We start from the raw sequence: 25,581 nt of genomic DNA, 5'->3' as shown, positions 1-25,581 counted from the left end.
AAAATGGACCCCACTGCGATGCAAGTAGCTGATCAGGCTTTTTTGGGGACAGTGGTCTCACCGCGAACCAAGTCGGCAAAAGTCTCCCGCTCACGCACCAGGTAAGTTTTGTCGCCATCCACAAGTACTTCAGCAGCGCGACAGCGGCTGTTGTAATTGGAACTCATGGTGAAACCGTAGGCACCGGTCGACAACATGGCTAACAGTTGCCCCTCTCGCAGAGATTGGGAGCGGTTTTTACCCAGGAAGTCACCCGTTTCGCATACCGGACCGACAATATCCCACAGAGTACTTTCACTCTCGTCCGGTGTCACTGGCACAATATCCTGCCATGCCTGGTAAAGGGCCGGACGCAGGTTGTCATTCATGGCGGCGTCGACGATAGCGAAGTTGTGCTCTTCGGTACGCTTCAGGTATTCGACCCGGGTCAGCAGGGCGCCGCCGTTGGCGGCAATGGAGCGGCCGGGTTCGAGAATCAGGGATAAATTGCGTTCGCCGATACGCTTGTGGACCTCCGCCAGGTAATCCCCGACAGGGGGTGGTTCCTCACCCCGATAACGCACACCGAGGCCTCCGCCCAGATCCAGGTGTTCCAGGGTAATTCCCAGCTCGGCGAGCTGATCGATAAGAACCAGCAGGCGATCGAGTGCATCCAGGAAGGGGGCGACTTCGGTGAGCTGGGAACCGATATGGCAGTCCACACCGGTAATTTTCAGATGCTCGGAATCCGCCGCGTGCTGATAAACCTCGATCGCCTTGTCTATGGCGATGCCAAACTTATTTTCTTTGAGACCGGTGGAAATATAGGGGTGGGTTTGGGCATCCACATCGGGATTGACCCTGATGGAAATTGGGGCGGTCTTGCCACACTCTGCGGCCACGCGCTCAAGGCGATCAATTTCCGCTTCTGATTCAATATTGAAGCAGTGCACCCCAACCTCCAGAGCGCGCCGCATTTCCTCTGAGGTTTTACCCACTCCGGAAAATACGATTCGCGATGGGTCGCCGCCGGCGAGCAGCACTCGCTCAAGTTCCCCGCCGGAAACAATATCAAAGCCCGCCCCCAGCTGTGCCAGCACTGACAGAATGCCCAGGTTACTGTTGGCTTTCACTGCGTAGCAGATTAGGCCGGGACGATTGCCGAGGGCCTCGGCGTAATCCCGATATTGCCGTTCAAAGTGTGCGCGGCTGTACACATAAGTGGGGGTGCCGAAATTCTCAGCTATTTGTTCCAGTGAAACCTGCTCAGCCCACAGGCTACCGTCGCGATAACTAAACTCTCTCATATGACCGGTTCTTACTCTTCTAAATCTTCCTCGACATTGGAGTCATCCGCTGTGCCCGATTCGTCGTCGACTTCGATAGTCGGGCCGGTCTCAATGGTGTCATCGATATCAAAGTCGGGCCCATAGCCGTCTTCAGATTCAATTTCATCAACGGTTTCCACCGCTTGCTCTGCTGCAGAGCCGGGCTCGCCGGGTTGTGCTGCACCACTGGTGGGTACTGTCTCCGGCGGGCCACCTGGAATATTGGAGGCGGGCATGGCGGGGTCCTGTGGAAGATAGAGAGGACCTTTTTGGCCACAGCCCAGTAACAGTGCAGTGGCACCGATGGTGATTGTTAATAGAGAGAGTCGTTTTTTGAGCATCGATAACATCCTGAGAGTCGGAGATTCACAGCGGCAACCGGCAAAAGCCTGATAGTATAGCGGCCCACCTGATTCAACACATTACACGGTAACAGAAGTAACCAAAGATGAGCCAAGCGGAATATGATGCGGCTGTGGAGCAGACTCTAATCGGTATTGAGGATGCACTCGATCACTGCGATTGGGATATCGACTACGAACGCAGTGATGCGGTGCTGACCCTGACCCTGGAAGACAATGGCAGCCAGGTAATTCTCTCGCGCCAGTCCGCCAACCGGGAGTTGTGGGTCGCCGCCAAATCCGGTGGCTACCATCTTTCTTTTGAAAACCCTGGTTGGAAGTGCACCACGACCGGTGAGGACCTGCCGACTTTGCTCGACCGCGTATTGAGCGAGCAGCAAGGCGAACAGGTTTCCCTCGGATTATCCGCTTAAACAACGCTTAAACGCGCTGCGAAATCTCTTCCCGTGCGCGCTTACAGGCCGCGCGCACCTGGTTCGGTGCGGTACCGCCAATATGATCGCGAGCCGCAACCGAGCCCTCTAAAGTCAGCACCTCAAATACATCTTCGCCAATTTCTGTTGAGAACTGTTGTAGTTGGGCCAGGCTGAGTTCGGATAAGTCTTTATCCTGTTCAATAGCAAAGGATACGGACTGCCCGACAATTTCGTGAGCATCGCGGAAGGCCACCCCTTTGCGTACCAGATAATCGGCCAGATCCGTCGCGGTGGAGAAGCCCTTGGCCGCAGCTTCCAGCATATTTTCTTTTTTTGCCTTCAGTGCCGGCGCCATATCGGCAAACGCGCGCAGGCAATCCAGTGCGGTATCGGCGGCATCGAATAGCGGTTCTTTATCTTCCTGGTTGTCCTTGTTGTAGGCCAGCGGTTGGCTTTTCATCAGTGTGAGCAGCGCAATCAGGTGGCCGTTAACCCGGCCGGTTTTTCCGCGCACCAGCTCCGGAACATCGGGATTTTTCTTCTGCGGCATAATTGAGGAGCCGGTGCAGAAGCGATCGGGCAGGTCAATAAAGTCGAACTGGCTGGAAGTCCACAGCACCAGCTCTTCACTGGCCCGAGACAGATGGGTGAGCAGCAGCGCGGCGAAAGCACAGAACTCGATAGCGAAATCCCGGTCGCTGACTGAGTCGAGGGAGTTTTCTGTGGGGGCATCGAAGCCCAGCAACTCGGCTGTGCGTGCGCGATTGATCGGATAGCTGGTGCCGGCCAGTGCTGCGGCCCCCAACGGTGAGCGGTTAACCCGTTTGCGGCAATCCATCAGGCGCTCGAAATCCCGGCTCAGCATGGCATTCCAGGCCAGTAAGTGGTGGCCAAAGGTCACCGGTTGCGCGCTCTGTAAGTGAGTAAAGCCGGGCATAATGGTATCGGCTTCGCGCTCCGCCAAATCGACCAAGCCATTTTGCAGGCGGGTCAGTTCGGCAGCAATCAGATCGATGCGCCCACGCAGCCACAGGCGGATGTCGGTTGCCACCTGATCGTTGCGCGAGCGGCCGGTATGCAGTTTTTTGCCAGTGGCACCAATGCGTTGGGTCAGGCGCGCTTCGATATTCATATGGACATCTTCGAGCTGCACAGACCAGGGAAATTCTCCCGCTTTTATCTCTTCGGCGATGCCTTTCAGGCCGTCGGCTATCTTGTGATATTCATCAGCACTTAATACCCCCACTTCTGACAACATCTGCGCGTGGGCAAGTGATCCCTGGATGTCTTCCATGGCCATGCGCTGGTCAAAAGTCACCGAGGCGGTAAATCGCTCGACAAAGGCATCGGTGGCTTCACTAAAGCGGCCGCCCCAGAGTTTGGCGGCAGGATTGTTGGCGGACTCGGAGGGGGATTTTTCGTTACTCATGGTTTTCCTGGCTGCAGTGAGATGAAAGGCTGGGGAGCTTGGTGATATCTTGCGCTTGGAACTTTGGGACAATCAAGAATAACAACTGCATGTCATTCCCCTGGCCGTCGGGCATTATAACGCAGAAAATTCGAAAATATCGCGCAGGAAATAAGGATTCTGCGCAATCTGGGCAGCTTCCGTTTCTGCCAGACCTTTGCAGTGTCACCTCTCTGGCGGTACTGGTGTTGATGGGGGAATTGCTGGCATTGGTGCTGGTCCTGGCCCTGGATGGTTTACCGGAATTCAGTTGGCAGCGCCTGGGGTTGATCTCTCTGGTGATCCAATGGGTGATATTGCCCTCGGCCGCGCTACTTTGCCGGCTTCGGCCGAGCCTGGCGAAAATGCCCCACAAACTCGCTGGCGGCTTGAGTTTTATTGCAGTGCTGTCGGTACTCATATTGGTGATGGCAGTGCAGCGCTCCCTGCGCGCGGTGCTGTTACAGACCAGCTTTGACAGCTGGGGGTTTGCGGGCGACTGCCTGCTTGGGGCTATTTGTGCGGGGGTGGTATTGCGCTACGCCTATCTTCAACAGCAACTCTACAACCAGCAGCAGGCGGAGCTCGGCGCCCGAATCGAGGCACTTCAATCGCGGATTCGCCCCCACTTCCTTTTTAACAGTATGAACAGCCTGGCTAGTTTGATTGCCGTTGACCCTGATCGTGCGGAGCGTCTGGTGGAGGATTTGTGTGCGTTGTTTCGTGCAAGCCTTTCCGATCCAAAGCTGGTGCCTTTGGCGCAAGAGGTCACTCTAGCCCAGCGCTATCTAGAGATTGAAGCCCTACGTCTGGGGGAGCGTTTGCGCCAGAGTTGGCAGCTAGACGAGGGATTGGATAAGGCTCAGCTGCCCAGTATGTTGCTTCAACCCCTATTGGAGAATGCGGTGTTGCACGGTGTGGCACAGTTGCGGGCAGGCGGAGAGATCAGTGTACAACTCTCGCAAGAGGGGGGCATGTTCAAAGTTGTTATTGAAAACCCATTGCCACAGGACAGTGCAGTTCCTGCGAAGACTGGTAATGGCATGGCGACAGAGAATATTCGCCAGCGTCTCACTGCATACTACGGCGATCGCTTCAAATTTACCGCCCGTCGGGAGGAGGGCCGGTACCGGGTCATACTACAGCTACCCTTATCTCCCCGGGAAGTGGACCGGCGGGAAATAGAGTCCAGCACAAATTCCAAGAAGACTTTCGAGGTGATGGAGTGACCCAGTTGCGCGTACTGATTGTTGATGACGAGCCTTTGGCTCGTGCCCGTCTGCACCGGCAGTTGGAGAGGATCGATAATTGTATTGCTGTGGGAGAAGCGGCAGATATTGAAGTCGGACTATCACAGATCCGCGAACTCGACCCGGACCTTGTGCTACTGGATATTGAAATGCCCGGTGGTAGCGGCCTGGAATTGGCTCAGCAGTTATCCAGCTTCGCGTGTCCGCCGGCAATAATTTTCTGCACTGCTCACGATGAGTTTGCTTTGCCCGCTTTTGCCACCTCAGCGGTTGGTTATCTATTAAAACCTGTGAATGTCGAACAGTTGCGCGAGGCAGTTTCCAAAGCGCAGCGTCTGAGTAAGCCGCAGCAGCAGTTGTTAACAACTAAGCAGGATCTGGAGGAGCCCAGTGGCCGCAGCCGCATTAAGGCGATAAGTCGCCTGGGGGTGGAGCTGCTGGATGTAGATTCTATCCGCTGTCTGGTTGCGGACAGCAAGTATGTTGTAGCCCATCACGCCGCTGGAGAGACCATTCTGGATGAGTCTCTAAAAGAGCTTGAGAGTGAGTTTGGACAGCGTTTCGTGCGTATTCATCGCAGCGCGCTAGTGGCTGTGCAATATATTGTTGGGTTGCGCAGGGAAGGTACAAATTACCGGGTGGAGCTGGATGGCGTAACAGCAGCGCCGCTGGTGAGCCGGCGCATGCTGCCCTCGGTAAAAGGATTGATCGCAGAGATGTGTTAGAGCTTAAATGCTTCCGCGGATAAAAACAGCGAGTACGGCTGCCACCATTAATACCGCAAAACATACCCTGATTATTCGCGCCTGCCTGGGTTTATGAAAAACCGGCCTCAGGCTTCCTCCTAAGCACAACCAGATAAAATCCACCGCAGCGGCTACCAGTAAACAGACCAAGCCTGTGGCTAAATAGCTCAGGCCACTCTCTTCAATCGGTAGTAAGAATTGGGAGAATATGGCGAGAAAAGCAGCATAGGCCTTGGGATTCAATAAGTTAAAAATAAACCCATCCAGCAGCGACGGAGGCTGAGCCGTCGACGATTCGCCTTGCTCCAGTACCGGGGCCGTGGCAATTTTGATCGCGATATAGCCAATATATAAGGCACCGCAAAGCTGAACCGCCAAGCGCGCTTCTGGCCAGGCTGCCAGTAGTGCGGCGATGCCGGCGGTTGCCCCGACAATGGCGACACTCAGGCCAAGCAGGATGCCGATAAGGAAACCGCCGCTTTTTCTCACTCCAAATGTCGCTCCCGATGCGGCCAGGGCAAGTGGTGCCGGGCCAGGGGAGCCGAGCAACAGAGCGGTTGCTGCAATTAGTGAAAAGAGTGCTTCTAACATAATTTTTGGTCCTACTTCCCGCCTGCAACGTCAATAAATGAACCGGTAGTAAAGGTGGATTCATCACCGAGTAGCCAAGCCACAGCTTTAGCCACTTCCTCTGCTCGCCCCCCTCGCTTGAGTGGAATTGCAGACTTTACTCGCTCAATTCGATCTGCTTCGCCACCATCAGCGTGCATCTCCGTATAGATAAATCCGGGCCTTACACCATTTACGCGAATCCCTTCATCGGCAATCTCCTGGCTGAGCCCGATGGTCAGCGTATCGACAGCGCCCTTACTCGCTGCATAGTCGATGTACTCATTAGGTGATCCCGAACGGCTGGCAGCAGAGGAAATATTCACGATGGTTCCTCCAGTGCCCCCATTTTTGTTAGACATTCTTTTGATTGCTTCCCGGCAGCAGAGCAGGGTGCCGGTGACGTTGGTACGCAGGATTTCATTGATGCGCTCAGCGTCCATCGTTTCGACACGCATTTGCGGTTTAATGATTGCCGCACTGTTAACCAGGCAGCTAATTGGGCCTAGTTGCTCGTCGACCGTATTGAATAGCTGAACAATATCTTTCTCTGAGGAGATATCGGCGCGAACGGCTATTGCTAAAACACCAAAAGACCGAAGCTCGGCGATCAGTTCTTCCGCTTGCTGCTTGCGCTGCCGGTAGCTAATGGCAATCTGGTACCCCCTATGGGCAAGTAATTTGGCTGTCGCGGCACCAATGCCCCGGTTGCCACCAGTGATCAAGGCGACTTTTTTATTCATATTGATTGGTCACTCTTTTAACGGGATATTGCGCAGGAAAATAGAGACTTATTGAAAGGCTATTTTCTTCCAATAAAAATGCTGCAGAAAAGAGCCTGCGAGATCATTCAATATCGGGCGGGATCAGCTTTTGCATTGCGGAAATATCAGCAGCGGATTATACCGGGTGAAAACCGTTTACAGGCTGGGAACCTTTGATATGTCTGTAAACGGTTTTGATCTGGCTGGATCGGGGGCTAGTAGAGCTGAGGACCACCGTCTCCGTACTCTGAATCATTTTGTAGACTCAACTCGCCAGCGGCACTATTTAAGTACTCGGCATCGGATTCGGATTTGAGCTTAATCATCAGGCGCAAATCATTGGCGGAGTCGGCGTGGGAGAGGGCATCCTCATAGGTAATTTCTCCCCCATCGTAGAGCTCGTAGAGTGCCTGGTCGAAGGTCTGCATTCCCTGCTCACCAGAGCGCTTCATCAACTCCTTGATCTTATCCACTTCGCCTTTGCGGATCAGGTCCGACATCAGTGGGGTATTGATCATGATCTCAAGGCAGGCACGGCGGCCATCGCCATCGGGGGTTGGTACCAGCTGCTGGGCCACCATCGCCTTCAGGTTGAGGGACAGGTCCATAAACAACTGTTTGTGGCGGTCTGCCGGGAAGAAGTGAATGATCCGATCGAGGGCCTGGTTAGCATTGTTGGCGTGGAGGGTACACAGACACAAATGGCCGGTCTCGGCGAAAGCGATGGCGTGGTCCATGGTTTCGCGGGAGCGTACCTCACCGATCAGAATAACATCTGGTGCCTGACGCAGAGTGTTTTTCAGGGCTACATCGAAAGACTCGGTATCCAGGCCCACTTCGCGCTGGGTCACAATACAGCCGCGATGCTGGTGGATAAATTCGATCGGGTCCTCAATGGTGATGATATGGCCCTTGGTGTTCTCATTGCGGTGGCCGATCATGGAGGCGAGGGATGTGGACTTACCGGTACCGGTGGCGCCCACAAAAATAATCAGCCCGCGTTTGGTCATGGCCAGGTCTTTGAGTACATCGGGTAGTCCGAGTCCATCGATAGTGGGGATTTTGGTTTCGATGCGACGCAGCACCATACCCACCAGATTGCGCTGGAAGAAGGCCGATACCCGGAAACGCCCCACGTTGCGCACTGCAATCGCGAAGTTCAATTCCTTTTGCTCGGCAAACTCGCGCCGCTGTTTCTCGTTCATGGTTCCCACCACCAACTCGCGCGCTTTCTCTGGCGTGAGCGCGGTGCTGCTGCAGGGCACCACTCGGCCGTGTAGTTTGATGGAGGGCGGGACGCCCGCCGTGATAAATAAATCCGAAGCGCCCTTCTCTACAACCAGTTGTAGAAGTCTTTCAATATCCATGGTGTTTACCGCGTTTTATCTCGACTTTTCTTCCCCAGATTGGGGGCGGGTTTTGGCCGTTTAGAAGTTCTCCGGCATCTTGGCTTTTTCGCGAGCCACTTCGCGACTGATGATGCGGCGTGCCACCAGGTCTTCCAGACATTGGTCCATGGTCTGCATGCCGACGCTGGCTCCGGTCTGGATGGCCGAGTACATCTGCGCGATTTTGTCTTCGCGGATCAGGTTACGGATGGCTGGGGTACCACGCATAATTTCGTGGGCAGCGACCCGGCCACCGCCGTTTTTCTTCATTAGCGTCTGGGAGATAACGGCCTGTAGGGATTCCGACAGCATTGAACGCACCATGGCTTTCTCCTGCGCCGGGAATACATCCACCACACGGTCAATGGTTTTGGCGGCGGAAGTGGTGTGCAGGGTGCCGAATACCAAGTGACCGGTCTCTGCCGCAGTCAGCGCCAGGCGAATGGTCTCCAGGTCCCGCATCTCACCTACGAGAATGATATCCGGGTCTTCACGCAGTGCAGAGCGCAGTGCTTCGGCAAAGCCGTGGGTATCCCGGTGCACCTCACGCTGGTTCACCAGGCATTTTTTGGATTCGTGCACAAATTCGATCGGGTCCTCGATGGTGAGGATATGCTCGTATTTGTTGTCGTTGATGTAGTCCATCATCGCCGCCAGGGTGGTGGACTTACCGGAACCCGTGGGCCCGGTCACCAGCACCAAGCCACGGGGAGTATCCGAAATCTGCTTGAACACCTGACCCATTCCCAGGTCTTCCATAGTGAGAACTTTGGAGGGAATGGTCCGGAATACGGCGCCAGCACCTCGGTTGTGGTTAAAGGCGTTTACACGAAAGCGGGCGACACCGGGGACTTCAAAAGAGAAGTCTGTTTCCAGTAGTTCTTCGTAATCCTTGCGCTGCTTATCGTTCATGATCTCGTAGATCAGGCCATGTACCTGCTTGTGCTCCATTGAGGGCAGGTTGATACGGCGCACGTCGCCGTCGACACGGATCATCGGCGGCAGGCCCGCCGAGAGGTGTAAGTCCGAGGCGTTTTGCTTGGCGCTAAAGGCGAGGAGTTCAGTGATATCCATACTGCTACCTTATGGTTCTTGTTTGGGCTCAGGTAAAATCGCCGCTCAAATCGGTAAGGGCATCAGTATATGCGCAAAGAGACAATCGTCGAAAACCTGAATGCAGTAGGTGAGCGGATTGTGACATGCTGCAACAACTGCGATCGCAACCCTGCAGAAATTACCCTGCTGGCGGTTTCCAAAACACGACCGGCGGAAGACCTGCGGATTGCTTTTGCAGCTGGCCAGCATCACTTTGGCGAAAATTATTTACAGGAAGCCCTGCAAAAACAGGATGCCCTGTCCGACCTGGATATTCACTGGCATTTTATTGGGCCGCTTCAATCGAATAAAAGCCGCGCTGTGGCAGAGCGATTCCAATGGATGCACACGGTAGATCGCTTAAAAATCGCCCAACGTCTGTCGGCACAGCGTCCCAGTAATATGGCACCACTCAATATCTGCTTGCAGGTGAATATCGATGGCGAGCAGAGCAAGTCTGGCATAGCTCCACAGGATTTGGTGGCTCTGGCGCGTGAAGTGATGACATTGCCGGGGCTATGCCTGCGTGGCTTGATGGCGATTCCCGCTGCTCGTGACAATGTATTTGAGCAGGAAAAACCATTTATCCAGTTGGCAGGGTTGCTGCAAAGTCTTCGTGAAGAATTTCCTGAGCAGACCTTAGATACTCTATCCATGGGGATGTCTAAAGATATGGAAGCTGCTATTGCCTGCGGCGCCACTATTGTGCGTATCGGCACAGATATTTTTGGGGCACGAAACTATTCTGCATGACAGAATTAGTACGCAAGTAGATTTTTTTGGGATACGGGATGACAAAATCTGGGACTGTAGATGTATTGCTGCTGCTTTTATCAGTGAGCGCGGTGCTATCTCTGTCTGTAACGAATAGTGTACTGGTGACTTGGGTGGCGCTTGAATGGTTGGCTTTTATCTGCCTGATTGCATTTGTTTCTCCCAAAATCTCATTGGTTACCGGTTTTTTGAATTCGGCAGTTATTGGGATATTCGGAGATAAGAGCCGCTATTGGCTTTGGATACTGGCGATTGTTCTGAACTTGATTGCGATTGTGGAAACATTTCCTTTTTTGTTTAGTTAATCAGGGGCTCCTTACATAGTTAAGTTCTAAAAAGAAAACGGCCCTAAAGGCCGTTTTCTTTTTCTGGGAACAAATAATTATTGTTCATTCAAGCTGAGCTGCTTTTTTTGATCTTCACTTAGTAGGTGTTCGGCAAAGAAGAGAGCTGTTGCCTGGGTAAAGGCATCACTATTTTCTTTCTTGCGGTAACCGTGCCCTTCATTGAGTGCGTTCATATACCAGACTTGATTGCCATTCTCGCGAAGTGCAGCCACGATTTGCTCAGCTTCGGTGACAGGTACCCGAGGGTCATTTTGTCCTTGCACTACAAACATTGGCACCTGGATCTTGTCTACATTGTTGTTGGGGCTGATTTTTTCCAGGAAGGCGCGCATCTGCGGATCCCGCTCATCACCGTATTCGACTCGACGAAGGTCGCGACGATAGCTCTTGGTATTGGTGAGGAAGGTGACAAAATTAGAGATGCCGACGATATCCACTGCTGCTTTTAAACGATCGGAATAGTAAACACTACTGGCCAGCACCATATAACCACCGTAGCTGCCACCAAACACTGCAACGCGTTCCGCATCCAGGTCAGGCTGAGTAGCAATCCAATCCAGAAGAGCACCGATATCCCTGACTGAGTCCTCGCGCTTGTAGCCGTTATCCATGGCTAGATAGCTCTTACCATAACCAGCGGACCCGCGTACATTTGGGGCAATTACAGCAACACCAAGTTTTTCTAGCCACAGCTGGTATGTACTGGAAAACATGGGGCGGTACTGTCCTTCAGGACCACCGTGGATTGAAATAACCACAGGTACAGGGCCTTTGGCATTGCGCGGCTTATAGACGAATGCGGGAATTTCACGCGGCTTTCCATCCACCTCATCGAAAGTGGGATAGTGCACCAGTTCGGGTTCGACAAAGCTTTCGCTGTCGAGACCGCCGACTTCACTAAATGTCCATCGGGTAAGGTCACCACTGGATAGCGGGCGGCGGCCAAGATCCATTACGAAGGAATCGGAGGGAGTTTTAGGTGTGTTTAGGGTTAGGGCCAGCTTATCACCTTCGGGGTTAAATTCTATTCCACCGATAAGACCGATCGGCAGCGAGTCGATCTTGCGGTAGCGGTCATTGCGTGAATCGTATAGATAAAGGGTGGACATACCATTTTCGTTGGCGACAAAAGCGCCGCGGCGACCGTCTTTACTGAGGATAAAGCTGCTGATATCCCAGGGGATATCGGAGGTAATTATCTTTTCATCGCCACTCTCCAGGTCTTTGCGGATCAGCTGGGTAAATTCGCGCCCTTTATCAGAGATGATATAAACCGAGCGATTGTCATAACTGAAACCCGCTGGGAAATTGCGGGAATCAGCCTCTTCATCGCTCGTACCGGCGAGTAGTGAGACTTCGCCGCTGTCGAGATCCAGCAAATGAACATTAGATCGAGTGGAGGAGATATATTGCATGACCAAAATTTGGCTGCCGGATTGTGAGAAATCACTGGGGCCCCACCAACTGCCATCCTCAGACTTAAGGATCAAGCGGTCTTCCTTTTTGTCACCGTCGAAAGTGGTTAGCCATATATCATTGGCCCTGCCATCTCGGCGAGTACTCTGGTAAGCGATAGCTGAGCCCTGCTTATTCCAGAGAATACTGCCATTGCGAGACTCACCATCAGTAATCATCTCGCTAGTGCCGTTTTCTGTATCAAACAGGAAAATCTGGGCGTATTCATTGCCGCCGGCATCCATGGTGAATGCCAGTTGGCTGTGCTCCGGGCGGGTAGAGATGCCGCCTATCGGCTCTTCGAAAAAAGTTAGTTGTCGGCGAGCGCCACCTGCATTCTCTACCTTGTGTAATTGAGAAACTTCGCCGAAGCGGGTACTGACATAGATACCGTTACCGTCAAGGTCCCAGCCCCGGAAGCTAGCTGAGCGCACGTTTTGATAACGATTGAGCTCATTGATGATAGTTTGGGGAATGTTTGGCACATCTTCGAGTACCAATTGGCCGTTATTTAGCGTACGAGTTTCTACTGCACCAGCGGCACTGGTCGCAGTGATCAGTGCTCCTACAAGCAGTGAACGCCATCCTTTTTGCATACTGTCCTCCGTTAGGAGCCACTTGGTATGGCTCTCTTGTTATTTGAATCTGGCGGCCACATATTAGCGGAATGCCCCGAACGGGGAAAAGCGACAAAATTTTTGTAACCGCCCAAGGTGATATGAGTGAGTACAGAGAACCCTAAGATGGTTTTTATTGGTGGCGCCGGCAATATGGCGGGGGCAGTGATCGGTGGTTTGGTGGCCTCCGGTTATCCGGCGGACCGGATCACTGCTACAGGCCGTGATCGGGACAAGCTCAATGCTTTTGCCGAGAGCCACGGGGTAGCTATTAGTGACGATAATGTTGCCGCTATTGTCGATGCCGGTGTAATTGTGCTGTCGGTGAAACCGCAGGTTATGCGAGAACTTTGTGAGGGACTGAAACCCCATTTGGTGGATCGCTCGCCCTTGATTATCACTTTTGCTGCGGGAATTCCGCTCGCGGCTTACCAGCGTTGGATGGGAATGCACCTCCCTATTGTCAGGGCTATGCCTAATACCCCGGCCCTGGTGCAAACCGGAGTTACCGGTCTTTATGCCGATAGCAAGGTTACGGGCGAACAGAAGGAACTTGCCGGGCGCATCGTCGATGCGGTAGGCATCTCATACTGGGTTGAGGAAGAGCGCGGCATCGATCAGGTGATTGCGGTAGCGGGATCGGCGCCGGCTTACTTTTTCCAGTTTATGGAGGCCATGATTGATGCGGCTTCCGCCGGTGGCCTTCCTCGTGCAGATGCGGAGCGCCTTGTGTTGCAAACTGCCCTGGGCGCCGCCAAACTGGCGGTCGCCAGCGATGTTGACGTCGCCCAGTTGAAGCGCAATGTGATGTCACCAGGTGGAACCACTGAGCGCGCTGTTCAACGGTTCGAGAAGGGTGGGTTGCCGCAGTTAGTGGCCGATGCCATGCGCGATTGCGAGGAGCGGGCGACAGAAATGGCAAAGGAATTGGATCGGTAACAGGTTCCGGTCCAATTGGGTAGGTGCAGCGGTGGCTGCTGAAAATCTTTTTGTTTAGGGTTTATCCATGGTCAATACCTTCAGCGATATCGGCGTTTATGTCGTGGGCATACTGGGCATTTTGTTCCTTTTCGCCGTGTTATTGCGTTTCCTATTGCAGTTGGGCCGTGCGGATTTTTACAACCCCATATCTCAGGGCGTTGTGAAGGTTACCAACCCTTTGGTGCTGCCGCTGCGCAAAGTGGTGCCAGGACTTTTTGGCGTCGATATGGCCTCAGTAGTACTGGCGTTGATAGTCGGTTGGGCGATGATTATGGCTTGCGCCATGATCGCAGGTTACGGCCTGGTTAACCCCCTCAGTGCCCTGCTGTGGTCGTTGATCGGCTGTGTCTCCACTGTGATAGCGATGGTGTTTGTCGGCTTATTGGTCTCCATCGTTGCCAGTTGGATTGCGCCGAATAGCGGCCATCCAATTCTAATTTTACTGCACCAACTCCTGGAGCCATTTTGCGGACCTGTGCGACGCTTGATCCCGCCGTTGGGGGTGATTGATATCAGCCCGATATTTGTCTTTATCCTGCTCACTGTGATTAACAGGCTGCTTATTGGTTTTGCCCAAATGGCCAACATGCCGGCTTTCGTGTACAGCCTGTTTTGGCATATCCCCGGCTTTTAACCGGACTCTGATCACCCCAAAATATCCCCTGCACCTTTCAAGCCCCGCCCTCTGGGGCTTGCGCAGTTGTTCGAAGGTTTCTTAAATTGTGACCGGCTGAACATTTCTTCACCTGTGCGCACTAGATCGTATTTGGCGCGGTGTTAGACTCTTATACTATCGACTGACGGCTCTTTCTCTTGTCTTAGTAGGGGCCGGTAGTTCCGGGTCTCAATAACAAGAACACCGTGAAATGGAAGACGCACTTTTACGCCAGCATATTTCTGACTACGACCGTTGGAAAAAGAATCTCGATCGCCAGTTTGCCCACTTCAGCCAATGGCTTGAACAGCACTTCTCTAATTCTGCTGGTGCCTGCCAGGTTGTACAGCAGGCCCGCGCCCTACTTGCAGATGATCAGTTCACCCTGGTTTTAGTTGGGGAGTTTTCACGGGGGAAAACTGAACTGCTCAATGCCCTGTTGTCGCAAACTTACGGACAGCGTCTACTGCCCTCAAGACCGGGGCGCACCACTATGTGTCCCACGGAAATTTTCAGTGATGGCGGCGAGCGCGCCAGTTTGCGGCTGCTTCCGATTGAGACCCTGGCGACGAATACCAGCCTGGAGAGCTTCCGTCGAATTCCGCAAAAGTGGGTAACTCACGAGTTTGATGCCAATGATCCCGAGGCGACCCGAGAGACTTTATTGAAGGTTGCCTCGACCAAGTCAGTAATGCCGGAAGAGGCCGCTCGCTATGGCTTCGATCGGCGCCACTTAGATGGCAAAGGGAATCTAGTTGAGATCCCCGCCTGGCGTTTTGCTTTGATTTGTCTGCCGCACCCATTGCTGGATCAGGGGTTGCGTATTATTGATACCCCGGGACTGAACGCCCTCGGCAATGAGCCGGAGCTCACATTGAGTACACTGCCCGGGGCCCAGGCGGTTGCCTTTCTGCTGGCTGCCGATGCTGGGGTAAGTGGTACCGATATGAGTATGTGGGAGACTCACCTGGCGCCACTGCAAGAGCATCGCGGAACATCCGTGATGGCCCTGCTCAACAAGATGGATGTGCTTTGGGATGATCCGGAGGAGGATGCTGAGCTGCTGCTGCGACGCATGCGCAGCGAAGTGGCCGGCCTCTTGTCTCTGCCTCAGGAAAGTGTTGCCGGAGTCTCTGCAAAAATGGCTCTGTTGGGGCGCCAGCAGCGGGATGCGGATTTGGTGCGAAGCAGCCGCTTCGGTGAGTTTGAAAGGATGCTGGTTCAGCGCCTGTTGGAGCACCGGCATAAAATGGCCGAGCACCGCTCACTGCATCAAGCTCTCACCCTGATGGCTGATACCCGCGATCTACTCAAGCGTCGTTTGAATAGTGGCCGGGCAGCGTTGGCTCACCTGCAGCGCAATAGTGGCAACACCTCAGAGCAATTGGCAGAGTTGGAACAGTTGCAGACGACCGTGCGCGAGCAGCATAAGATTTGTCATCAGGAATTGCTGACGCTCAAATCCAGCCAGAGAATGCTTACACGACAAAGCACTTCTTTGTTGGCGCCGATATCCAGACAGCAGTTGCAGGCGCTGATTGACGATACCCTGGCTACTCTCAATCGCCGTTGGACGCCCATGGGCATGGCCAGGGCTATCGATACTTTTATGGAAGGGGTAGACCATCAGATGTCTAATCTCGAGCGGGAAGTGGATCAGGCTAATCGCTTGCTCGACGCTGTATTTGAGCGCTCCAGCTTAAAGAAAGTGGATGATGCCGAGCAGTATTTTACTATCCGCAAATTTCGCTTCGCGTTGCGTGGACTGCATCGCCAGGCCGCTCAGCTGAGGCGATCCCCGCAGTTGTTATTGGCGCGCCGCAGCCGTCTCAGCGAGCGCTTTATTACCACGCTTGCCAGTGAAGTGGGTCGGCTGTACGACGATATGGGTAACAAAGCGGAAAATTGGTTAGAGCAGGCTCTTGAGCCTCTTAAACAGCATGCGCAGTATCAGAAACAATTACTCAATCGCCATTTGATTAAGCTCACCGAGTTGAAACAGAAAACTCGCAGTCGTCGCACGGATCTTCGAACTCTCGAGGATGAGGTTCAGCGCAATGATAAGGCGCTGGTGGCGTTAGAGGATTTACTGCGGCACAACAGCTCTGCACCACAGCCGGTTGCGCCGGCGCCGCGCGCGCACAATGTAACCCCCTTGAAGGCCTCCCATACCACCTGAATTGGGTGCTAATTGATATTGGTTCTGACTGGCATTTGTTATAAGTTGCAGTGATCTTATTCACTGACTGCTTCGGCAATTTGCCAGGCAGCACCTATCAACCTGACAGATACAGTGCCTTGTCAACGGAAAATCCTATCGCTTCTGCGGAAGCCCAAACCGCAACTACCGGTGACCCAGGCTCCGTGGGCCTTGTTGAGCCTAAAAGCCATCACTTTAGTGAACCGCTGGAATTGGCCTGTGGTCGAGTACTGAAAAATTACACTCTGGTTTATGAGACTTACGGTGAACTCAATAGGGAAAAGACTAACGCAGTTCTGATCTGTCATGCTCTGTCTGGGCATCATCACGCTGCGGGGCGACACAGTATCGATGATAAGCGTCCGGGGTGGTGGGACCACTATATCGGTCCGGGTAAGCCGATAGATACTAATCATTTCTTTGTGGTGTCCGTTAATAATCTCGGCGGTTGCCACGGATCTACCGGCCCCGTATCCATCAACCCGGATACCGGCACTACCTGGGGGCCGGATTTTCCATCACTGCGCGTCCGCGACTGGGTCCACAGTCAAGCGCGTCTGGCGGATATGCTAGGCATTCGACAGTGGGCGGCGGTTGTTGGCGGCAGTCTCGGTGGAATGCAGGCGATGCGCTGGTCACTGGAATACCCTGAGCGCCTGCGTAATTGTGTGGTGATTGCCTCTGCGATGAAGTTATCTGCACAGAATATCGCGTTTAATGAGACCGCACGCCAAGCGATAACATCCGATCCAGACTTTTGTGATGGGCACTACCTCCAACAGGATAAGTTACCCCGTAGAGGCCTGGCCGTTGCGCGTATGATCGGGCACATCACTTATCTATCTGACGATGGGTTGGGGCGCAAGTTTGGTCGAGAATTGCGCAGTGGCAGCTTTCAGCAGGGGTCGGATGAAGAGGTGGAGTTTCAGATACAAAGTTATCTGCGCTACCAGGGAGCCAGTTTTTCCACCACCTTCGATCCCAATACTTACATTCTGATGACTCGAGCGCTGGATTTCTTCGACTTAGCTCGGGAATACGGGGATGACCCGGTAGAGGCCTTCTCCCATGCCAAGTGCCGGTTTTTATTGGTGTCATTTACTTCTGATTGGCGCTTTGCGCCGGAGCGCTCGAGGGAAATCGCCGATGCCCTGATGCACGCGGATATTCCAGTCAGCTATGCCGAAGTAGAGTCAGCAATGGGACACGATGCCTTCCTGCTGCCCAATGGTCGTTATGAAGGTGTATTTCGTGCCTATATGCAGAGAGTTGCGGCAGAAATTGCTGAGGAGGTGTACTGATGCGGATAGATTTGGATGTGATCCAGGAATGGATCGCTCCCAACAGCCGGGTTCTCGACCTCGGCTGTGGCGATGGTGCACTGCTCGATCAGCTGGGAAGAAATAAAAATGTGAAAGGCTATGGCCTGGAGATTGATCCCGAGCAAATAGAGCGATGTGTGGCCCGTGGGGTCAATGTTGTCGAGCAAAACCTGAATACAGGGCTGGGAAATTTTGCTGATGGTAGCTTTGATGCTGTGGTGATGACCCAGGCACTGCAAACCTTGAGTCAGCCTCATTTAGTGGTAGAGGAAATGCTCCGGGTTGGGCGGGATTGTATTATTACGTTTCCCAATTTTGGGCAGTGGAAGGCCCGCTGGCACCTCGCATTCTCCGGGCGCATGCCAGTATCCGACTTATTGCCATACGAATGGTATGACACTCCCAATATTCACTTTTGTACTTTTACAGACTTTGAGGTGTTATGCCGGGAAAATGGCTGGGCGATTCTGCATCGGCAAGTGGTTTCTGAGTCCACGGTTGGGCGGGCATTCAAAGACTTTTTACCAAATTTGTTTGGTGAGACAGCCATCTATCATCTAACTCGCTAAACTAAGATTTGCGCCAGCTCTTTTGTGGAGGACTTTGGCGCGATAAATAGATCGAGAGAGGCACTCCTGAGGGGGCCTGACTGGAATTGACCACCAAACCTACCGGGAGAGGTGGCGCCTATAACAACTGGAGGTGGAGCGTGAAACGCATCCTTACCCTGGCTGCTTCTGTGGCCTTGCTATTTTTATCTGTCGGCGCTGCCGCGCAAGAAGCGCGTACGATTAAGAACTACGTTGATTTTGGCGACTATCGAGTAGTCTATTCAGTGTTCAATAGCGATTTTATCCAGCCGGATATCGCCCGTCAGTACCAGTTGGCTCGAGCAAAAGATCGGGCCTATGTAAATGTCTCTGTCGTCAAGAAAGAGGGCGGAACTCATGGCCTCAGCGCTGAGATGTCTGGTACAGCTACCAACCTGATCCAGCAGTCAAGACCACTTAAGTTCAAAGAAATTCGGGAAGGGGATGCTGTTTACTATCTCGCGCCCCTGCGTTTTGAGGATGAGGAAACCCTTACTTTTAACGTAGATATCAAGCTGCCCAATGGTAAAAGTGAGACGATCACTTTCCGTCGCAGACTGAACCGATAGATATCTGCCAAGGTTCCACTGGCTGAGAGCTGGTCGAAACCCCTTCTTTAAGATTCACCGCGGGCCGAGGCCCGCTTTTTGTTTGAAGCAATATGGTAAATAAAATTGTTCTTGCCAGCGGTAATGCCGGCAAACTTCGCGAGTTTTCACAGCTGTTCGCCTCATGGGATATACAGGTTCTTCCTCAATCTGACTTTGGGGTGAGTGACGCTGATGAGACCGGATTGAGCTTTATTGAGAATGCTTTGATTAAGGCCCGCCACGCCAGCCGTATCAGTGGCCTGCCGGCATTAGCCGATGACTCCGGGCTGTCGGTAGATGCATTGAGTGGTGCGCCGGGAATTTACTCTGCACGCTACTCAGGTGCTGGGGCGACTGATGAAAAAAACAATGCGAAGTTATTGGAGGCCATGGTTGATGTTGAATCTAAGCATCGCACTGCCAGTTTCCACTGCGCGCTGGCTTTTGTGCGGCAATGGGATGACCCGGTGCCTTTGGTATCTAGTGCAAAGTGGAGCGGGACGATTTTGCGGGAGCCGGCGGGAGAGCAGGGTTTTGGTTATGACCCGCTGTTCTTTGTTGAATCTGAGGGAATGACTTCCGCTGAACTGCCGAGAGATTTGAAGAATCGATTGAGCCACAGAGCCCAGGCCATGTCTCAATTTGAGCTTTTATGGCAGCAAAATATGCAGGGTGCCAACCTTGCCTGATCAGATTGCTGAATTACAGCTGCCACCGCTGAGCCTGTATATCCATATCCCCTGGTGTGTGCGCAAATGTCCCTACTGTGATTTCAATTCCCACCAGGCTGATAGAGACCGGGCTAATTCCGACTACGCCCTGCCGGAATCCGAGTATGTGGCGCAATTGCGCCAGGACCTGATCAGCCAGTTGCCTTGGGTGCAGGGACGGAAATTGCAGTCCATCTTTTTTGGTGGCGGTACGCCGAGCCTGTTCTCCCCCCAAGCAATTGGGCAGATCCTGGAGGCTGCTGAGCAGGTGGTGGGTTTTGCTGAGGGGATCGAGATAACCCTGGAGGCCAACCCCGGCACTTTTGAGCAAGCCAAGTTCACTGGCTATCGATCTGCTGGAGTTAACCGTCTTTCTATTGGAGTGCAAAGCTTCGATTCCAATCAGCTACAGCAGTTGGGACGTATTCACAGCGGAGAAGAGGCCGAAGGTGCCCTGACGATGGCGCGTCGCGCGGGCTTTGACAATATTAACCTCGACCTGATGCACGGATTGCCCAATCAGACCGAGGTAGAAGCCCTTGGCGATTTGCGCCGAGCAATTTCCTTGGCTCCAGAGCATATTTCCTGGTACCAATTAACGATTGAGCCAAATACTGCATTCTACAGTGCGCCACCAGTCACCCCCGGCTCCCAGCTGATCGCCAGTATGCAGGGCAGCGGACGCGAACTACTGGCGTCCGAGGGCTATCGTCGTTATGAGGTGTCGGCTTATAGCAAACCCGAACTTGAATCCCGCCATAATATTAATTATTGGTCATTCGGAGATTATCTGGGGATTGGTGCCGGTGCTCATGGCAAGGTAACTCTAGCTGAAACTGGGAAAATTCTGCGCAGTCGTCGCACACGCACTCCGAGGGACTACTTGTCTATCGCCAGGCAACATCCCGAGCTGCTGCATAGTGCCTTGTCTGAACCCCATACTGACAGGGTTGAGAATGAGGATTTGCCACTGGAGTTTCTTATGAATGCCCTTCGCCTGGCGGATGGTGTTCCCAGTGATACTTTCACCCGCTACACCGGATTGCCGATGTCCGAGCTGCAAAAACAATGGCCTACCCTGATGGCAATGGAGCTTGTAGAGTGTCTGGATAAGCGGATTGCTGCCACGGCTTTTGGCTTTGACTATATCGATGAGATTTTGCAGCGCTTCCTGGAGCAGGCGTAAGTCTGTGGCAGGAAAGACTTGAAATCCCATTTTGCGCCCCAATTTTGAGGGCAATGGTGCATCGCAGCTGTATAACCACCGCTGTGACCGTGAGAAGATGCGTTGGCGGTGCCCACGCATCGAGTAACTAAAGAACAGGAATGCAATATGAGCGAGCACTCAATCGTCAACGTATCTGACGCTGAATTCGAAGCAGAAGTTCTCAAAGCTGAAGGCCCGGTGTTGGTAGATTTTTGGGCACAGTGGTGCGGTCCGTGCAAGATGATCGCTCCAGTGTTGGAAGACCTGGCAGGCCACTACGGCGATAAGTTGAAGATCGTAAAAGTAGACGTTGATGCGAATAAAGAGAGCCCGGCCAAATACAATGTCCGTGGTATCCCCACGCTGCTGCTGTTTAAAGGCGGCAATGTCGAAGGTACTAAAGTCGGCGCACTGTCCCGCGCGCAGCTGACTGAGTTTATCGACGGTCAGCTGTAAGACTGTCGTTTCCATCCTGCAAAGGGGGTAAATTTCTTTGCAGGATTGGAAACACCCGTTATACTGGCTGTAATTCTGAAATAGTTCAGCGGTCTTGAATTAAATGAGACGAGCTGACAAAACGCCCCTCCACAGGGTCCCTGACCATCCCCGGCGCGTATACTCCTCGAGTTGAACTTGTTCTGATAATGCTCCATAAATTGATTATGGAGAGCAAAAGTTTACTGAGTACTGTGGTCTTGGTAGGAAAAGGTACCTAGGTGTATCGGGTAAATAAACGAGCTAATCTCTAATATCAAACCCCTCCTCAAAATTTCAGGCGTGTCCGCGCCATATGACAACAGAAACATTAATAAGCAATTGGTATGAATCTCTCCGAATTAAAAACCAAACCCATTGAAGAGTTGATTGAAATAGCCAAAGGCATGGGCCTTGAAAACCTGGCCCGTTCGCGCAAACAGGATATTATTTTCAATATCCTCAAGCGCCACGCCAAAAGCGGTGAAGATATTTATGGCGACGGCGTATTAGAAATCCTTCAAGATGGTTTTGGATTTTTGCGTTCTGCTGACTCCTCTTATCTTGCGGGACCGGATGATATATATGTATCTCCAAGTCAGATTCGCCGATTTAATTTACGTACGGGTGACTCAATTTCCGGAAAGATTCGCCCACCGAAGGAAGGTGAAAGATATTTTGCCTTATTAAAAGTTAACGAAATTAATTTTGACAAACCGGAAAACGCACGTAACAAAATTCTTTTCGAAAACCTCACTCCTCTATTCCCCAACGATCGCCTCACCCTCGAGTGCGGAAACGGCTCCTCCGAAGACCTGATTGGTCGTATTATTGATCTTGTAGCTCCAATCGGGAAAGGCCAGCGCGGCTTGATTGTTGCGCCGCCGAAGGCCGGTAAAACGATTATGTTGCAAAATATGGCACAGGCCATTACGCGCAATAATCCAGAGTGCCATTTGATCGTACTTCTGATTGACGAGCGTCCTGAGGAAGTGACAGAAATGCAGCGCTCAGTGCGCGGTGAAGTTGTTGCCTCTACTTTTGATGAGCCGCCGGCACGTCACGTACAAGTTGCGGAAATGGTAATTGAAAAAGCCAAGCGCCTGGTTGAGCACAAGAAAGATGTGGTTATCTTGCTCGACTCTATCACCCGCCTGGCTCGCGCTTACAACACAACAGTTCCTAGCTCCGGTAAAGTATTAACCGGTGGTGTTGATGCTCACGCCTTAGAGCGCCCGAAGCGCTTCTTTGGGGCCGCGCGAAATATTGAAGAAGGCGGAAGTCTGTCTATTATTGCTACTGCACTTATCGATACCGGCTCGAAAATGGACGAAGTGATTTTCGAGGAATTTAAAGGTACCGGTAATATGGAATTGCAGCTGGATCGCAAAATTGCTGAAAAACGCGTATATCCGGCCATTAATGTGCGCAGATCCGGCACTCGCCGGGAAGAGCTGTTAATGCCTGAGGGCGAGCTGCAGCGGGTATGGATTTTGCGTAAGCTGTTACACGATATGGAAGATGTTGCATCGACTGAATTCCTAGTGGATAAATTGAAAGATTTCAAGACAAATGACGAATTTTTCCTATCCATGAAACGGAAATAATTTTTGTATATAAAGTAGCGCCTAAAAAGGCGCTCTTTATTTATTAGGAGCAGAATAAGACGATTAATTGCGTCTATTACTGTTGAAAAGGCGAGCCATTAGGCATATAAAGTTCCACATTGTGGCGCTTGATATGGATTTTAGGCAACGCGCCTTACTGAATTGGCCCAGGGGTTTATTTCTCCGCAAAGGGCCAATCTCAAATGGTTAATCTGGTGGAGCTGGTTATCCATTTGTGACTGCACGACAGCCCACACACCTAGTGAGAACCTTTTGTGAATATCTATATTGGAAATCTGGCCTACGCGGTAACCTCTGACGACCTGCACGAAGCTTTTGGTGCATTCGGAGAGATCTCTCGGGCTACTGTTATCACCGACCGTGAGACTGGCCGCTCTAAAGGCTTCGGTTTCGTAGAAATGCCTAACGACGATGAAGCGCGCAAAGCTATCGAAGAGATGAACGACCAACCGCTGTCTGGCCGTAACATCCGCGTTAACGAAGCTAAGCCTCGCGAAGATCGTCCGCGTCGCCCCCGCTTCTAAGCTGTAAAAAGCTTATTATTTCCGCGGCTCGCAGCCTAGGCTTGCGAGCCGCGACTCCCTCCCGCCTCTCTCTTCATTCCAATTGGTGTGTTGTTACCCATCCTGCGCCTTCTGTTTTACACTGCGCTCTGGTTTATAGTCACGCCTTGTTAGCCCATGAAATATAAAGATCTACGCGACTTTATTAAGTTGCTGGAAAAGCGCGGCCTACTAAAACGAATCAAGCACCCTGTTGACCCCATTTTGGAAATGACAGAAATTTCCGATCGCGTATTGCGAGCTGAGGGGCCTGCATTGTTGTTTGAGAACCCGGTAGGCTTTGAGACCCCAGTTCTTGCCAATCTTTTCGGAACACCAGAGCGAGTCGCCCTGGGGATGGGAAGAGAGAGTGTTGCCGAACTGCGTGAAGTGGGAGAACTGCTGGCTTTTCTCAAGGAGCCGCAGCCACCGGAAAATCTCCGCGATGCCTGGGAGAAGTTGCCGGTCTTTAAGCAGGTCCTGAATATGGGGCCAAAAGTCGTAAAGGGTGCAGCATGCCAACAGGTAGTCCTTGAGAGGGATCAGGTTGATCTGCATCAGCTGCCAATCCAAACCTGCTGGCCGGGAGATGCCGCTCCGCTGGTCACTTGGCCCTTAGTAATTACCCGAGGGCCTGAGAAGAAACGGCAAAATCTGGGCATATACCGGATGCAATTAATCGGAAAGAACCGCCTGATTATGCGTTGGCTCAGTCATCGCGGGGGGGCGCTGGATTATCGGGACTGGTGCAAGAAGCATCCCGGTGAACCCTATCCGGTAGCTGTTGCCCTGGGTGCCGATCCCGCCACAATTCTGGGGGCCGTTACCCCAGTGCCGGATACTTTGTCTGAGTATGCCTTTGCCGGCCTGCTGCGGGGGGATAAGACAGAAGTGACCGATGCCTTACTCAGTGATCTTCAGGTGCCTGCCAGTGCCGAATATGTTCTGGAAGGCTTTATCTATCCCGATGATATGGCTGATGAGGGGCCCTATGGGGACCACACCGGTTACTACAACGAAGTGGACAGCTTCCCTGTATTTACGGTAGAGAAGATTACGCACCGTAAAAATCCCATTTACCACAGCACCTATACCGGGCGTCCACCGGATGAACCTGCGATTTTAGGCGAGGCTTTAAACGAGGTTTTTGTGCCAATCTTACAAAAGCAATTTCCTGAAATTGTCGATTTCTATTTGCCGCCGGAGGGATGCTCTTACCGTCTCGCCGTGGTCACCATGAAGAAGCAGTATGCAGGTCACGCCAAACGGGTAATGATGGGTGTCTGGTCCTTCCTGCGTCAGTTTATGTACACCAAGTTTGTTATTGTCGCTGACGAAGACGTCAATGCCAGGGATTGGAAAGATGTAATCTGGGCGATGACCACGCGTATGGACCCGGCGCGGGATACGGTGATGGTAGAAAATACTCCGATTGATTATTTGGATTTTGCTTCACCGGTCTCCGGTTTAGGCTCAAAAATAGGTTTTGATGCGACTAATAAATGGGAAGGTGAAACTAGTCGTGAGTGGGGTGTACCTATTGAGCGCGACCCGAATGTGGTTAAAAAGATTGATGAAATGTGGTCAAAATTGGGCCTCGAATAAGCACGGCGTTATATTCTCAGTACTCCTGTCCGAATAAGCGCCTCTGGTGGCGCTCAGTACAGTGACCGCTTAGCGGTCACTCTTTATTTTTCCTCTTTCTCTACATATATAATTTATTGCTGGCGTCGCAGCTAGGTATGGGTTCGACCGTGGCTCTGAATTAACTATAAGGAATGCTTTAATGAGGAGAATTTATTTAGTACGCCTGATAGAGATAGTTGTTTTCGTGTTTTGGTATTAGTACCAAGTGAACAGGAATAAAATACTGGAAATAATAATGTCGAAGAGTTTATATCTGTAGTTAATTGGTATGCAGCCATACCTTGAACATCCATTGCCAGAATAAAAGTGTGGGGGCTAATCCGAGCGTATTTGTCGCCATTTATTTTTGAATTGGAAATTAAATATAATTAATGTTCTTGATAAACAGAGATATGGATATTAACTCGGCCAATGCGATGAAGCGTATTGCTATTCGTCTCATGAAAATATAAAAAAAC

Annotated in this window: 25 protein-coding genes; 17 read left to right on the top strand and 8 right to left on the bottom strand. The window is 52.2% G+C overall.

Annotated elements, in window-relative coordinates:
• Positions 1-32: 32 nt before the first annotated feature.
• On the bottom strand, positions 33-1,286 hold the full coding sequence (lysA, locus tag ACJJI3_RS15840) for a diaminopimelate decarboxylase (protein ID WP_444940244.1): 1,254 nt from the start codon (positions 1,284-1,286) through the stop codon (positions 33-35).
• A gap of 11 nt (positions 1,287-1,297) precedes the next feature.
• Positions 1,298-1,648 (bottom strand): LPS translocon maturation chaperone LptM, encoded by a 351-nt coding sequence (gene lptM, locus ACJJI3_RS15835; RefSeq protein ID WP_282930330.1) that lies wholly within the window; start codon positions 1,646-1,648, stop codon positions 1,298-1,300.
• Positions 1,649-1,755: 107 nt separating this feature from the next.
• Between lptM and cyaY the strand changes: the two genes are divergently transcribed.
• Positions 1,756-2,082, top strand: coding sequence for an iron donor protein CyaY (gene cyaY, locus ACJJI3_RS15830; protein ID WP_282930329.1), 327 nt, complete (start codon positions 1,756-1,758; stop codon positions 2,080-2,082).
• A gap of 7 nt (positions 2,083-2,089) precedes the next feature.
• On the opposite strand, the gene argH is transcribed toward cyaY, so the two are convergent.
• Positions 2,090-3,514 carry an argininosuccinate lyase gene (gene argH, locus ACJJI3_RS15825; RefSeq protein ID WP_282930328.1) on the bottom strand — a complete coding sequence of 475 codons (1,425 nt, stop codon included), beginning with the start codon at positions 3,512-3,514 and terminating at the stop codon, positions 2,090-2,092.
• Positions 3,515-3,603: 89 nt separating this feature from the next.
• Between argH and ACJJI3_RS15820 the strand changes: the two genes are divergently transcribed.
• Together ACJJI3_RS15820 and ACJJI3_RS15815 are read left to right on the top strand one after the other, a co-directional pair.
• Positions 3,604-4,761: a sensor histidine kinase gene (locus tag ACJJI3_RS15820; RefSeq protein WP_444940243.1), complete on the top strand. Its 1,158-nt coding sequence runs from the start codon at positions 3,604-3,606 to the stop codon at positions 4,759-4,761.
• Positions 4,758-5,507: a LytR/AlgR family response regulator transcription factor gene (locus tag ACJJI3_RS15815; RefSeq protein ID WP_444940242.1), complete on the top strand. Its 750-nt coding sequence runs from the start codon at positions 4,758-4,760 to the stop codon at positions 5,505-5,507. The genes ACJJI3_RS15820 and ACJJI3_RS15815 overlap by 4 nt, the downstream gene beginning before the upstream one ends.
• Before the next feature lie 3 nt (positions 5,508-5,510).
• Here the strand turns inward: ACJJI3_RS15815 and ACJJI3_RS15810 are convergent, their stop codons facing one another.
• The 4 genes from ACJJI3_RS15810 to ACJJI3_RS15795 form a co-directional block, all read right to left on the bottom strand.
• Positions 5,511-6,119 carry a LysE family translocator gene (locus ACJJI3_RS15810; RefSeq protein ID WP_413664051.1) on the bottom strand — a complete coding sequence of 203 codons (609 nt, stop codon included), beginning with the start codon at positions 6,117-6,119 and terminating at the stop codon, positions 5,511-5,513.
• A gap of 11 nt (positions 6,120-6,130) precedes the next feature.
• Positions 6,131-6,880 (bottom strand): SDR family oxidoreductase, encoded by a 750-nt coding sequence (locus ACJJI3_RS15805; protein WP_444940241.1) that lies wholly within the window; start codon positions 6,878-6,880, stop codon positions 6,131-6,133.
• Positions 6,881-7,116: 236 nt separating this feature from the next.
• Positions 7,117-8,268: a PilT/PilU family type 4a pilus ATPase gene (locus tag ACJJI3_RS15800; protein ID WP_108731394.1), complete on the bottom strand. Its 1,152-nt coding sequence runs from the start codon at positions 8,266-8,268 to the stop codon at positions 7,117-7,119.
• 60 nt (positions 8,269-8,328) lie between these two features.
• Positions 8,329-9,363, bottom strand: a complete 1,035-nt coding sequence (locus ACJJI3_RS15795) for a type IV pilus twitching motility protein PilT (RefSeq protein ID WP_108731395.1) — start codon at positions 9,361-9,363, stop codon at positions 8,329-8,331.
• A gap of 69 nt (positions 9,364-9,432) precedes the next feature.
• Here ACJJI3_RS15795 and ACJJI3_RS15790 point away from each other — a divergent pair, with 69 nt between their 5' ends.
• A complete protein-coding gene (locus ACJJI3_RS15790) occupies positions 9,433-10,137 on the top strand; it encodes a YggS family pyridoxal phosphate-dependent enzyme (protein WP_444895472.1) in 705 nt (234 codons plus the stop codon).
• Positions 10,138-10,163: 26 nt separating this feature from the next.
• Positions 10,164-10,463, top strand: a complete 300-nt coding sequence (locus ACJJI3_RS15785; protein WP_444895471.1) for a hypothetical protein — start codon at positions 10,164-10,166, stop codon at positions 10,461-10,463.
• Positions 10,464-10,540: 77 nt separating this feature from the next.
• Here the strand turns inward: ACJJI3_RS15785 and ACJJI3_RS15780 are convergent, their stop codons facing one another.
• Entirely contained in the window at positions 10,541-12,556 is a 2,016-nt protein-coding gene (locus ACJJI3_RS15780; protein ID WP_444940240.1) for an alpha/beta hydrolase family protein, read from the bottom strand.
• Positions 12,557-12,682: 126 nt separating this feature from the next.
• Here ACJJI3_RS15780 and proC point away from each other — a divergent pair, with 126 nt between their 5' ends.
• The 12 genes from proC to ubiD all read left to right on the top strand — a co-directional run bounded on the left by proC (position 12,683) and on the right by ubiD (position 25,081).
• A complete protein-coding gene (proC, locus tag ACJJI3_RS15775) occupies positions 12,683-13,516 on the top strand; it encodes a pyrroline-5-carboxylate reductase (RefSeq protein WP_444940239.1) in 834 nt (277 codons plus the stop codon).
• A gap of 67 nt (positions 13,517-13,583) precedes the next feature.
• Positions 13,584-14,192: a YggT family protein gene (locus tag ACJJI3_RS15770; protein ID WP_444940238.1), complete on the top strand. Its 609-nt coding sequence runs from the start codon at positions 13,584-13,586 to the stop codon at positions 14,190-14,192.
• A 232-nt stretch (positions 14,193-14,424) separates the two neighbouring features.
• Entirely contained in the window at positions 14,425-16,392 is a 1,968-nt protein-coding gene (locus ACJJI3_RS15765; protein ID WP_413664058.1) for a dynamin family protein, read from the top strand.
• Positions 16,393-16,529: 137 nt separating this feature from the next.
• On the top strand, positions 16,530-17,714 hold the full coding sequence (gene metX, locus ACJJI3_RS15760; RefSeq protein ID WP_413665826.1) for a homoserine O-succinyltransferase MetX: 1,185 nt from the start codon (positions 16,530-16,532) through the stop codon (positions 17,712-17,714).
• Positions 17,714-18,304 (top strand): methionine biosynthesis protein MetW, encoded by a 591-nt coding sequence (gene metW, locus ACJJI3_RS15755; RefSeq protein WP_413664059.1) that lies wholly within the window; start codon positions 17,714-17,716, stop codon positions 18,302-18,304. The genes metX and metW overlap by 1 nt, the downstream gene beginning before the upstream one ends.
• A gap of 140 nt (positions 18,305-18,444) precedes the next feature.
• Positions 18,445-18,894, top strand: a complete 450-nt coding sequence (locus ACJJI3_RS15750) for a DUF4426 domain-containing protein (RefSeq protein ID WP_444940237.1) — start codon at positions 18,445-18,447, stop codon at positions 18,892-18,894.
• Positions 18,895-18,986: 92 nt separating this feature from the next.
• Positions 18,987-19,604: an RdgB/HAM1 family non-canonical purine NTP pyrophosphatase gene (gene rdgB / locus ACJJI3_RS15745; RefSeq protein WP_444940236.1), complete on the top strand. Its 618-nt coding sequence runs from the start codon at positions 18,987-18,989 to the stop codon at positions 19,602-19,604.
• A complete protein-coding gene (gene hemW / locus ACJJI3_RS15740) occupies positions 19,597-20,811 on the top strand; it encodes a radical SAM family heme chaperone HemW (RefSeq protein ID WP_444940235.1) in 1,215 nt (404 codons plus the stop codon). The genes rdgB and hemW overlap by 8 nt, the downstream gene beginning before the upstream one ends.
• Before the next feature lie 147 nt (positions 20,812-20,958).
• On the top strand, positions 20,959-21,288 hold the full coding sequence (gene trxA, locus ACJJI3_RS15735; RefSeq protein WP_282930316.1) for a thioredoxin TrxA: 330 nt from the start codon (positions 20,959-20,961) through the stop codon (positions 21,286-21,288).
• Between the two features lie 365 nt (positions 21,289-21,653).
• On the top strand, positions 21,654-22,913 hold the full coding sequence (gene rho / locus ACJJI3_RS15730; RefSeq protein ID WP_108731406.1) for a transcription termination factor Rho: 1,260 nt from the start codon (positions 21,654-21,656) through the stop codon (positions 22,911-22,913).
• A gap of 275 nt (positions 22,914-23,188) precedes the next feature.
• Positions 23,189-23,458, top strand: a complete 270-nt coding sequence (gene rbp / locus ACJJI3_RS15725; protein WP_020413665.1) for an RNA-binding regulator — start codon at positions 23,189-23,191, stop codon at positions 23,456-23,458.
• 156 nt (positions 23,459-23,614) lie between these two features.
• The gene (ubiD, locus tag ACJJI3_RS15720) at positions 23,615-25,081 is read left to right on the top strand and encodes a 4-hydroxy-3-polyprenylbenzoate decarboxylase (protein ID WP_444940234.1); all 1,467 of its coding nucleotides are present in this window, start codon (positions 23,615-23,617) and stop codon (positions 25,079-25,081) included.
• The last annotated feature ends 500 nt before the right edge of the window (positions 25,082-25,581 follow it).

This window comes from Microbulbifer maximicatervae (SeqCode) (genome assembly GCF_052466985.1).
Note: the sequence above shows the minus strand (reverse complement) of the source record. Positions and strands in the feature narration are given on the sequence as shown.